This is a genomic window from Phycisphaerae bacterium, from assembly GCA_035384605.1.
Classification (GTDB): domain Bacteria; phylum Planctomycetota; class Phycisphaerae; order UBA1845; family PWPN01; genus JAUCQB01.
The window spans coordinates 1-10742 of the sequence record DAOOIV010000134.1 but is presented as its reverse complement, the minus strand read 5'-3'; the positions used below and the strand labels follow the sequence as shown (position 1 = coordinate 10742).

Genomic DNA, 10742 nt, shown 5'->3' with positions numbered 1-10742 from the left:
GGGTCCGCGTCGCAGCAACGTAGGGCAGGTCAGAGCGAAGCGCCGACCTGCCGCTAACGAAATGAGTCAACGAGAACGTTGGCCGCGCTACCCCCCTGCCCGATCACGGCCTCCTCGACGGTGCATGCTTCCAGCATCGCCGGGTCCGCGTCGCAGCAACGTAGGGCAGGTCAGAGCGAAGCGCCGACCTGCCGCTGATGAAATGGGTCAACGAGAACGTTGGCCGCACTACCCCCCCTGCCCGATCACGGCCTTCTCGACGGCGCACGCTTCCAGCAGGGTAGGGCAGGTCAGAGCGAAGCGCCGACCTGCCGCTGACGAAATGGGTCAACGAGAACGTTGGCCGCACTACCCCCCCTGCCCGATCACGGCCTTCTCGACGGCGCACGCTTCCAGCATCGCCGGGTCCGGATCGCAGCCGATGCCCGGGGCGTCGACGGCGGTCATTCTTGACGGGCCGGACAGGTGCCAATCGGGAACCGAGAGGTCCTTGTGGAAGAAACGCGAGCTGGGAAAGACGTCGCAAGGGTACTTGATGTTCGACAACGTGGCCGCCGCCAGGCAATGGGCCGCACCGATGCCCGATTCGAGCATGCCGCCCACCCAGCAGCCGATGCCCGCCTCCTGGCAGAGATCGTGAATCGCTAGTGCCGGGGTATGACCGCCGACACGGACGGGTTTGATGTTGATCCAACGGCAGGCCCCGATCTCGATGGCCTTGCGGACCTTATCGAGCGAGGTAACGCTTTCATCGAGGCAGATGGGCGTGCAGATCTGGTCTTGGAGCGCGGCGTGATCGACCAGGTCGTCGTACATCAACGGCTGCTCGATCATCGCCAGATTGTAGCGGTCGAGCTGTTTGAACATGCCAAGGTCCTCGAGGGTGTAGCCGCTGTTGCAGTCGATGTGGAAAACGGCATCGGGAAACGCGCCGCGGACGGCCTGAATCACGGGCAGGTCCCAGCCGGGTGCGTACTTGAGTTTGACCCGTTTGTAGCCGGCCTTGAGGGCCTGATCGATCTTGCCCAGCAAGGCGTCGATACGCTCCATCGCGCCGAAATCAGCCCCCACCTCGATGTCCGGTCCCTTCCCGCCGAGAGTCTTCCACAGCGGTTCACCGCGGGTGCGGGCAAACAGGTCCCACCAGGCCATGTCAAGGGCCCCCTTGGCGAAGAAGTTGCCCTTAAAGCAGGCAATCATCTGCCGGAGGGCGTCGCCGCTGTCGATCTCATGGCCGACGATCGCGGGAGCAAAAACGTTCTTGATCAGCAGGAAGACGCCGGCCGAGTACTCCGGGCAGTAGGTGGGGCATATGAACGGCTGCGCCTCGCCCCAGCCGTGAAAACGGCCGGAACGTAGCTTCACCAGCACCGGCTCCACGGCGTCATCTGTCCCGTATGCAGTCCGAAACGGGTACACCAGCGGCAGGTGAACGCGATAGATCTCGACGACATCGATTCTGGGCATTCGATACGGCTCCCGACCTCCCTCTCAACCCAACGGGCGGCTCGCATTCCAAGAATGCTGAGCACGCCGCGGGAGAGCAGTCAGTTGTCAGCGGTAGGGCAGCGTCGAGGTCGCCACAGCGACCGAGACCCGCCGCATGGTTCAGCCCGGACCGGCAGGTCTGCGCCACCTCCGGCGGCTCCGACCGTGACCTACCTCATCTCACACATTCTCAGTGATCACTACGAAGGCCTGCCCGTGCGACGCCACGGGCACGGCACCCACGATGGGATTGTAGCCGGATCGCGCCGCCCACGCGAGACAGACCGGGAGTACTCTTAATTCCGCCTTCGCCATTCTTCATTCGCCGACCGTGGCAGCACGCAACGTCGGGCTCTACTCCTGCTTGGCGGTCGCGGTGACGAGCGAAAGACCGCCGTCGCAAAGCAGGACGCTGCCCGTCACGTTGCGGCTGCGCGGGTCGCATAGGTGGGCAACGTGCAAGGCGACTTCCTCGGGTTGCATCAGCTCACCGGTGGGAATACTGGCGGCCGTGCGGCGCGTTAACGCCCGATCCTTGTCAAAGAGGCTGCGCGACAGGCCCGCGTTTACCACCCCGGGAGCAACCTCGTTCACCAGGATTCCATGGCGGGCGTATTCGAGGGCCATGCATCTGCACACCATTCGCAGGCCGGCCTTGGCCACACAATATGCAGGAATGTGAGCATGAGCAGTGTGGCCCGCCCAACTGCCGATGAATACGATGCGTCCGGTCTGCCTCAACTCGACCAGGCGTTGGGCGACGGCGTGAGCCAGGTTAAAGGCGCCGGTCAGGTTGACGTCCAGGTGTCGCTGCCAGATCGCCGGGGTCAGATCCGCCATCGACGCCATCTCAACGATCGCCGCGTTGGGCACGGCAATCGTCGGCGGGCTCAGTTCTTTCTCAACCAAGCCAACCCAGCTCCGGACAGCCTCCGCATCCGACACGTCTACAATGGCAAAATGAAAACGCCGGCCAAGCCGCGAAATCTCCGCCCGTAAAGGCTCGGCCCGTCCGCCGTCGTCGCGGTCACCCACGGCGATATCCGCTCCCCGCCGTGCCAACTCCACCGCGCAGGCCCGGCCGATATCACCCAGACCGCCGCTGATAATGGCCACCCGCCCCTGCAACTCGGACATGGCGGACTCCTCGATAAACCCAATACATCCAAAGACGAACGCCGCAGGCGATCGACTCGCCATGTTCACGGCGACCGCCCTGCCAGTCAAGCTTCCACGGAAACGGCCCCCGCCCGTTTCACAGATTCGACGGAGTCTGATACAATCCCCCCGCTCCGGTGAACCCACGAGCCGGTTTGGGGGACCGGTGCCACTGGTATCAGCGGCGGGCTCGAAGCGGCGGCCCCTGAGGGCCGGATCGGCCGTTCGCACGAACATTGGACGAGGATACGCATGCGACGGCTGCCGGCGGCCGCGCACAGGCAAGGGCATCAGCATGAACAAGACCGCAACCCTGATTATCGACGGCAAGTCGTACGAGTTGCCCGTTGTGATCGGCACAGAGAACGAAGTGGGCATCGACATCAGCCGACTCCGATCGATGACCGGCTGCATCACGCTTGACGACAGCTACGCCAACACCGGATCGTGCCTGAGCAGCATCACCTTCATCGACGGCGAGAAAGGCATTCTTCGATATCGAGGCTACCCGATCGAGGAACTCGCCGAAAAGTCGAGTTTCGTCGAGGTCGCCTACCTGCTCATTTTCGGCGAGCTGCCCACCTCCAGACAGTTGGCCGAATTCCGCTCCCTGCTGATGGAGCACGAGTTCATCCATGAAGACCTCCGCAATCATTTCGAGGGCTTCCCCCCCAGCGCCCACCCGATGGCCATCCTCTCGGCAATGATGAACGCCATGGGCTGCTACCAGCCCGACCTCCTGCAACCCGAGGATGACACCCACTTCATCGACGCCGCAGCCCGCATCATGAGCAAGGTGCGCACCATCGCCGCGGCCAGCTACAAGAAGTCCATCGGCCATCCGATGATGTACCCCAGGCCGGATCTGCCCTATGTGCCCAATTTTCTGCACATGATGTTCAGCAAGCCCAACGCCCCCTACGAACCCTCCCCGGAGATCATTGCGGCATTGAACCTGCTCTTGATCATGCATGCCGACCACGAACAGAACTGCTCCACCTCAACCGTCCGGATGGTCGGTTCGAGCCTGGCCAATCTCTACGCCTCCGTGGCCGCGGGCATCTGTGCCCTCTGGGGCCGGCTGCACGGCGGGGCGAACCAGGCCGTCGTGCAGATGCTGCTCGGCATTCAACAGAGCGGCGAGGACCTCAAGTCATACATCGCCAAGGTCAAGGAGAAGAAGTCCAACATCCGCCTCATGGGCTTCGGACACCGCGTGTACAAGAACTTCGACCCGAGATCCAGGATCATCAAGAGCGCCTGCGACAGAGTTCTGGCCCAACTGGGTATTCGCGACCCCCTGCTGGATATCGCCAAGCAGCTCGAGGAAATCGCACTGAGCGATCCTTACTTCCTCGAACGTAAGCTCTATCCGAACGTCGACTTCTACAGCGGCATCATCCTGCGGGCCATCGGCATCCCGGTGGACATGTTCCCCGTCATGTTCGCCATCGGTCGCATGCCCGGCTGGATCGCCCATTGGCGTGAGGTCCACCTGAGTCCGAACCCGCGCATCTATCGCCCGCGGCAGATCTATGTCGGCCCGCCGCTGCGGCACTACGTACCGATGGAGCAACGACAATAGGCAACCGTCAAAGGAGGATCTGTGATGCGCTCGGCTGGTATGGCAGTTGCGATCGCGGCAATCGCCGCCGCCGGTTGTGAACCGTACCGCGTCCACGTGGATTGTCGCCTGACAAGCGACAACTCGCTCTGGCATCGCCTCGACGGACCCGCCTTTGCCATCCATGGTCCCACGCCGCAAATCGAATCGACGCTGGAGTTCGAGGACTACTCGGCCATGCTGGCCCGAGCCTTGAGACAACAGCGACCGGTCCTCCGACGAGTCCCGATCGGCCAAACCGCCAACCTGCAGATGACCATGGCCTACACCGTCCTGTACCGCGGCCAGGCGATCGAGACCTACCCCGAATTCCGCCCGGTCTACGGGTTCGGCCCGTTCGGCGCCCCCCTGTTTGACTGTGTGGGTACCGAGGTGCGGACGGTTGACCTCGGCTATCACCACATGCTCAGTCTGTCGGCGTGGATCGCCGACCAGGGACTGCCGGCGGGAAGAAAAGTCCTCTGGGAATGCCGGGCGGACCTCATCGCCTATGATTCAAACCTCAAGCAGACGATGCCGGCGATGCTGCTTGCCGCGACCTCCCTCTACGGCCAAAGCACCGGCACGACCGTAACGATCAAGTACGGCAAGGATGACGATCGCCTTGACACCCTGCGACGCGAGCCGATCCGGATCACCGCCCCGCCCCCGGCACAGAGCCTCCCTGCCTCCCGCCCGACCAATCCGTGACTGCTCCGTGACATTCTGGCCAGTCCTTTAAGAAACCCGATCGCAAGCGGGAAACCATTCTGGTTTTCTTCGTCCTTCGTGCTTCGCCATTCCTGCGTCATTCGGGCTTCGCCATTCGCCATGGTTCACTGGGCTTCGACGGCGCGGCATCTTGTCGGCCAATGATCTTCGCCTCGTCCTGCACGTTGACGTCCTCGCGACAGAATATGACCCCGGTATACAGATGAGTCGGGACTTCGATCTTGCTCTTGCGGGCGGCAAGAGCCGCGCGTAAGTTTTCGACTTCGCTCAGAAACTGGTAACGGACGGTGACCGCATACCGCCCGGATCGGCGACCCCCGGCCTTAACCAGCGCCTCGCGGAAATCGCCCATCGAAACCCGGCCCACCTCGGTCGCTTCGTCCGGCGCCAGCCGCAGGAGATGCTCGCGGCGCTCGACGGCTTTCACTCGCGGCTCCAGCTCCACTCCATCTTCATCGCCGAACAGCGTCAGCCGATGCGCCTGCCAGGTCAGCCTGGCCTGGACTTCCATGTCGTCACCGAAATCAAGGTTGACCCACTGGGGGCGATCCCAAAGGTTTCGCATCTGTATCAACAGCTCGCCGCCTGTCTGCTTCAGTTGCAGCCGCATCGGCCGGTTGGCATGACGAATCGACGCTGGCGCCCCGCTGCGCACGCGGACTTCGATCGGCGGACTTTCAATCAGCCCGAGCCCTTCCTCCACCCAATTCTGATCCTTCCACGCAGGCTGATGGCGAATCGAAATCTGATACTTGCCGCGAGACAAGGTCGGATATCGGGCCCATCCGCGATTGAACTCCGGAATCCGCAGCCGCGCCTCGCCGCCCGGTCCCACCAGGTGAGTGGGCTGTGTGCCGGAAGCTCGCCGTTCAACCACCGCTCGAACAACCGGGTCTCGCTCGATCGGATCGATCCGCACATCCACCTCCTGCCCGTCCGGCCCCCGAACAACCAGGAAATCCGCAACATCGAGCAGGGCCGCAACCTGCGCCGCCTCATCGGCCGGGCCGCTCGCGGGCGCGGTCGTCGGAGCAGCCCAGGTCACCTTCAACGGCCCCCTGGTGGGGTTGCGAACCGTCACCGTCAACGCAAAGGGCTCATCCCAATCGACCTCTGCCCGATCCGCCTCCACGCTGATCTGCCCACCCTGAAAGAACGCCGAATCCAGGGCCTCCAGCAAGTCGCGGGCCTGAAAAGCCGCCTCAAGATTCGGTCCCTCCGCCACACGCCGCAGTTCGTCGGTAACTCGAAGGCCCCACTGGACCAACTGCCGCCGGGCGGCCTGTCGCTGCGAAGGAACAGGGTGCCCCAGTAACGCGACCACGCGTCGTATATCATCAGACTGAGCCTCAGCCGCCCGGCCGCCGGGCGCCGAATCCGCATCCGCCCTGACCACCGCAGGCGACGTCGCGATTGTGAGCACCAACAAACCGACCCGGCCGACAAACCTTGCGCCTCGCATCCGCCGTCCCTCACGAGGAATCGAAATCCCTCTCAACCTCAGGTATGCTAATCAAATCGGCGGAAGTTGTCAGTTCCCGGTCGCAGGTCCGCGATCGGCCCGGTCAATGACAACCACGCTGCCCGCAGGAATACACCATGACGCAACTCCTGACATGCATCCTTGGCGGAATGGGGTTCGCGATCGGGGCGATCTGTTCGTACCTGCGCCTCAGACACCATGTCCGCTGGGCCCCGGCGGCTCTGCGGGTCGCGGTCACCCTCGCCCTGGCTGCAAACGTCGGATATCTCGCAGGCCGATTCCGGAGCATGGGCGTCGTCGAGACATTCAGGTACAGCTTCGATGACGCCGTCCTGCTGGCAACGCTGCTCGGCCTGATGGGCATCAGCACACACCTCGCTCGCACCTTGCGCGGCGTGGACGGCTTCCTGTTCATCATCGCAACCGCCCTCCAATGTGCGGCTTTGGCGATTGTGAATCAGCCGGAAATGCGCATCACCGGCCGTGCCTGGTTTGTCAGCCACTCGATCGCCTTTGCGATCAGCGGGACGCTGTTCATTGCCGGCGGCGTCGCCGGTGTGGCCTATCTGCTTGTGAACCGGATGTTGCGACGCAAGCAACCCACGACCCTGGTCGGCAACGTCGCTTCCCTCGAATCCCTCGAACGGTTCGGCAGGTGGACGCCGATCATCGGGTTTCCGTTTTTCACGTATGGGATTCTGACCGGTCTGTGCGGCGTTTCACACCGGCCTGACCTGCAGGCCGACGACTGGTACCTGGACCCGGTCTTCATCTCATCGCTGCTGGCTTGGGCCGTTTTCGGCTACTTGTGCTATGGGTCGTTGTATAAGCCGCAAATCCGCGGCAAGCGGGCCGCTGTATTGTCTACTTACGGATTGGGTCTGATCGTCGTTGCGTATCTGTTCCGGGTGTTTTTCTCGCTGATGCACGCATGAGAACGTTCGTCGTCGGCTGCAATCACCGTTCCGCACCGGTCGAAAAGCGCGAGAAAATCGCTTTCGACGAGGCCGCGGTGCCGGCCGCCCTCCAACGTTTCAAGCAGCGATTCCCCGAAGCCGAAGCGGTGCTGCTGTCAACCTGTAACCGGGTCGAGTTCTACGTCTCGCGACCGATGCAGGGCCGGCCCCGTATCGACGAGATGATCGCTTTCATCGGCGAGTTTCACGGCATCGAAATGCATGACTTCGCCGACACCCTGTACATCCACGAAGACGTGCAGGCGGTCCGGCACCTCCTGCGGGTCGCCAGCTCGCTTGATTCAATGGTCCTCGGCGAGTCGCAGATCGTCGGGCAAACGCGCGACGCCTTCAAGACCGCCCGCATGGCCGGAACCGTCGGCCGAAACCTGGGCCCCCTCTTCCAGCACGCCTTGGCGGTCGCCAAGACCATCCACGCCACCACGGGCATCTCCATCGGCCGGCTCAGCGTGGGCAGCACGGCCGTGGATCTGGCCAGGCAGATCTTCTCGAACTTCGGCGATAAAACGGTCATGATGGTTGGCGCGGGCGGCATGGGCAAGATGACCCTGACCCACCTGATCGAGACCCGCCCCCAGCGCGTCTGGGTCACCAACCGCACCCATGCCCGCGCCGTCGAGGTGGCCGAACGGCTCAGCCGGCGGCATCCGCTCACCGTCCAGCCCATCCCCTTCGCCGACTGGATCGACCGGCTCGCCGAAGCCGACATCGTCATCACCTGCACCGGATCTCGCGAGCCGATCCTCACCGCCGAGGCCTTCGACCAGATACCCGCCCGGCGGGCGTACCGGCCCATCCTGCTGATCGACATCGCCCTTCCGCGGGACATCGACGCCGCCGTCGGCCGCCACGATTGCGTCTACCTCTACAACATCGACGACTTGCAGGCCGTGACCGAGGCCCACCTCGCCCAGCGAAAGGAGGCCCTCGCCAAGTGCCACGAGATCATCGAGGCCGCCGTGCTCGAACTGGCCGACCGTCAATCGCGCGAAGACGTCGGCCCGCTGATCGCGGCCCTCGAGAAGCACTTCCGCGAAGTCGGCCGGCAGGAACTGGAACGAATTCTCCCCAAGCTCGAAAAAGCCTCAGCCCACGACCGCGAACTCATCGAACAGATGCTCCACCGCGTGACCGGGAAGCTGCTCCACGGTCCGATCACCCGCCTCACCGGCGACTCGGCCGCCGGCACCGGACGCGTGTACGCCGAAATGCTTCGGGCACTCTTCGATCTGAAGACCGAAGAATAACTCTCCGCCGCCCCGGCATCAGACTGCCGGCTCCCAAGACATCTTCTCAGGATTCGGACGGCCGCAAGCCCGCGTTCTCATCCGAACAGCAGGTGAACCAGGATCAGGTCGATCACCGTCGCGATGGCCAGGGCCACGGCCAGGCGCAATGGAATGGACCACGACTCGGGCTGCGTGATGGCCTCCAATGTCGCGGCACTCTGAAACTCGATCGGCTCTATGTCGCCGGCGTGAAACTGCGCCTCGGCGATCAGCAGGCAGGCCTCAAACTCGGGAATCTTCAGCTTGGCCGCGTACTTGAGCAGCGCCTCGCGGCGCGAATAGCGGAGAAAACCCGCTTCCAGTTCCGATACGACCATGCCCTTGAAGATCCGCCGTTTGTCGGCCATCGACAATTCAGCAGGGGCGTCGTAGAAAATGCGCGGAGCGGGCGCCTTGCCCTCCGCCGGGGTAATCTGCTTCTCCATGGGACTTCTCCTCCGGACAACTCCTCGCTGTCGATGGATTCTACCGATCCGCGACAAACCGATCTACGGGCAATAACCCGGAACTCGCGGTTTCTTCAACAAATCCGGAGAGTTTTGACATCTGCCCGACGCGCGATGTTTATCGGACCGCCCAACAACGGGCTGCGCAACCCATGTGCCCGCCAAGCCGCCGGTCGTTACCAGAGGACGGCAAACATCAGGACAATGACAGGCCTCGGCCGCTATGGCGATCTTGCCCCTCCTTGCCCCCGGTGGCCCGACTAGCTGCCTGCTCCAACCCACCTACCGCAGCGGCCGCATCTTGATGTTCCTGTAGGCCACCGGCCCGTGATCGCCCTGCAACCGCAGCGGACCGGCCGCGACATCCGGGCCCAGATCGCCCCCGATCGCCCCACGCGTCGGACCGCTGCACTCTACGTCCTTATGGATCAGGACCTTGTTGAGGTAGACCCGCACAAACCTGGCGTTGGCCGTCTTCTTGCCGTTAGCGTCAAAACGCGCGGTCCTGAAAACCACGTCGAAACTCTGCCACTCGCCCGCCGGCTTGGCTGCGTTGACCATCGGCTTGTGGCCGTCGGTGTTTTCATTGTTGATCCATCGCGGGTAGATGCCGCCGCAGTCGCTGTAGGTCCACTCGGTCTTGCCGAAGCTGTCGAGGATCTGAATCTCGTAGCGACCAAGGAGGTAGACCCCCGAGTTGGAGTTCTTGGCCACCGTGAACTCCAGGTGCAACTCGCAGTCGCCGTGGTCCTCCGCGGTGATCAGGTCACAGGTCCGCCCGTCCGCCCCGTTGACCAGAATGCCCTTGCCCGGCGTGATCGCAAACTTCTTGCCCTGCTCTGCCGGATCAAGTGCCACCGACTCGGCGGTCATCCACTTTCCGCAATCGGCGGAGTTGAAGCCCTTCCAACCGTCCAGGCTGTTCCCGTCGGCCAGCACCTTCCACTCGCCGCCCGTCGAACACCCGGCCAACGTCAGCCCCAGGCACATCAGCATGCCGCCCACATACGCACCCTCCCGACTCATCAACGCCAGATGAAACATGTCTACACTCCTTCTGGAAACACAGTCAAAACCGCGACAACCAACAGGCACGGCAGGATACCACGAAACCAGCGGGCGTGCGAGATGCCAATCGTCTTCCGGCAAGACCGAGGTTCGTGACCAAACAGGCGGCCCTCGTCGTGGTTCTCTGGCTCAGCAGCAGACGCGAGCCGGAAACAGGCCGCTTCAGCGACCTTTCCCGACGCGGAAAACGGGCACGCGGAAAACGGGACACACGCGGAAAACGCACGCGGAAAACGGGACAGGTACGTTTATTGAGGGATAAATAGGGACAGTCACCTATTTACGACGACGGGAACCTGACGCACGGATAAATAGGGATAAATAGGGACAGTCACCTATTTACGACGACGGGAACCTGACGCACGATGGCACGTTCGACTATACCTGGGACGCCGGAACCCTTGACGCGACGGCCAACGCCAAGCGTTGGAGCCTCTGGCTCGCGGCGCCGCCGCCCGTCGTGTCAAGGGAGAACCGGCTTAGCCGTCACGCCGCGGA

9 protein-coding genes are annotated in these 10742 nt (G+C 63.1%); 4 read left to right on the top strand and 5 right to left on the bottom strand.

Annotation, left to right across the window (positions count from 1 at the left end; translation table 11 throughout):
- Positions 1-348: 348 nt before the first annotated feature.
- Together menC and PLL20_19460 are read right to left on the bottom strand one after the other, a co-directional pair.
- On the bottom strand, positions 349-1467 hold the full coding sequence (menC, locus tag PLL20_19465) for an o-succinylbenzoate synthase (protein ID HPD32178.1): 1119 nt from the start codon (positions 1465-1467) through the stop codon (positions 349-351).
- Positions 1468-1842: 375 nt separating this feature from the next.
- Entirely contained in the window at positions 1843-2625 is a 783-nt protein-coding gene (locus PLL20_19460) for an SDR family oxidoreductase (protein HPD32177.1), read from the bottom strand.
- 316 nt (positions 2626-2941) lie between these two features.
- Between PLL20_19460 and PLL20_19455 the strand changes: the two genes are divergently transcribed.
- Complete coding sequence (locus PLL20_19455) at positions 2942-4231, top strand: citrate synthase (protein HPD32176.1); 1290 nt, start codon at positions 2942-2944, stop codon at positions 4229-4231.
- 24 nt (positions 4232-4255) lie between these two features.
- Complete coding sequence (locus PLL20_19450; GenBank protein ID HPD32175.1) at positions 4256-4960, top strand: hypothetical protein; 705 nt, start codon at positions 4256-4258, stop codon at positions 4958-4960.
- Positions 4961-5057: 97 nt separating this feature from the next.
- On the opposite strand, the gene PLL20_19445 is transcribed toward PLL20_19450, so the two are convergent.
- The gene (locus tag PLL20_19445; protein HPD32174.1) at positions 5058-6443 is read right to left on the bottom strand and encodes a hypothetical protein; all 1386 of its coding nucleotides are present in this window, start codon (positions 6441-6443) and stop codon (positions 5058-5060) included.
- A 137-nt stretch (positions 6444-6580) separates the two neighbouring features.
- On the opposite strand from PLL20_19445, the gene ccsA reads away from it, so the two are divergent.
- Positions 6581-7399 carry a cytochrome c biogenesis protein CcsA gene (ccsA, locus tag PLL20_19440; protein HPD32173.1) on the top strand — a complete coding sequence of 273 codons (819 nt, stop codon included), beginning with the start codon at positions 6581-6583 and terminating at the stop codon, positions 7397-7399.
- Entirely contained in the window at positions 7396-8688 is a 1293-nt protein-coding gene (gene hemA, locus PLL20_19435; protein HPD32172.1) for a glutamyl-tRNA reductase, read from the top strand. Before ccsA ends, hemA begins: the two co-directional genes overlap by 4 nt.
- Positions 8689-8765: 77 nt before the next feature.
- Here hemA and PLL20_19430 read toward each other — a convergent pair whose 3' ends face one another.
- On the bottom strand, positions 8766-9155 hold the full coding sequence (locus PLL20_19430) for a hypothetical protein (GenBank protein HPD32171.1): 390 nt from the start codon (positions 9153-9155) through the stop codon (positions 8766-8768).
- A 303-nt stretch (positions 9156-9458) separates the two neighbouring features.
- The gene (locus PLL20_19425) at positions 9459-10220 is read right to left on the bottom strand and encodes a DUF1080 domain-containing protein (GenBank protein HPD32170.1); all 762 of its coding nucleotides are present in this window, start codon (positions 10218-10220) and stop codon (positions 9459-9461) included.
- Between the last annotated feature and the right edge of the window lie 522 nt (positions 10221-10742).

Bases quoted from the DNA above. Each gene is read 5' to 3' on its own strand.
- PLL20_19425 (HPD32170.1), bottom strand. From the start codon at position 10,220: ATGTTTCATCTGGCGTTGATGAGTCGGGAGGGTGCGTATGTGGGCGGC.
- PLL20_19450 (HPD32175.1), top strand. From the start codon at position 4,256: ATGCGCTCGGCTGGTATGGCAGTTGCGATCGCGGCAATCGCCGCCGCC.
- menC (HPD32178.1), bottom strand. From the start codon at position 1,467: ATGCCCAGAATCGATGTCGTCGAGATCTATCGCGTTCACCTGCCGCTG.
- hemA (HPD32172.1), top strand. From the start codon at position 7,396: ATGAGAACGTTCGTCGTCGGCTGCAATCACCGTTCCGCACCGGTCGAA.
- PLL20_19445 (HPD32174.1), bottom strand. From the start codon at position 6,443: ATGCGAGGCGCAAGGTTTGTCGGCCGGGTCGGTTTGTTGGTGCTCACA.
- ccsA (HPD32173.1), top strand. From the start codon at position 6,581: ATGACGCAACTCCTGACATGCATCCTTGGCGGAATGGGGTTCGCGATC.
- PLL20_19430 (HPD32171.1), bottom strand. From the start codon at position 9,155: ATGGAGAAGCAGATTACCCCGGCGGAGGGCAAGGCGCCCGCTCCGCGC.
- PLL20_19460 (HPD32177.1), bottom strand. From the start codon at position 2,625: ATGTCCGAGTTGCAGGGGCGGGTGGCCATTATCAGCGGCGGTCTGGGT.
- PLL20_19455 (HPD32176.1), top strand. From the start codon at position 2,942: ATGAACAAGACCGCAACCCTGATTATCGACGGCAAGTCGTACGAGTTG.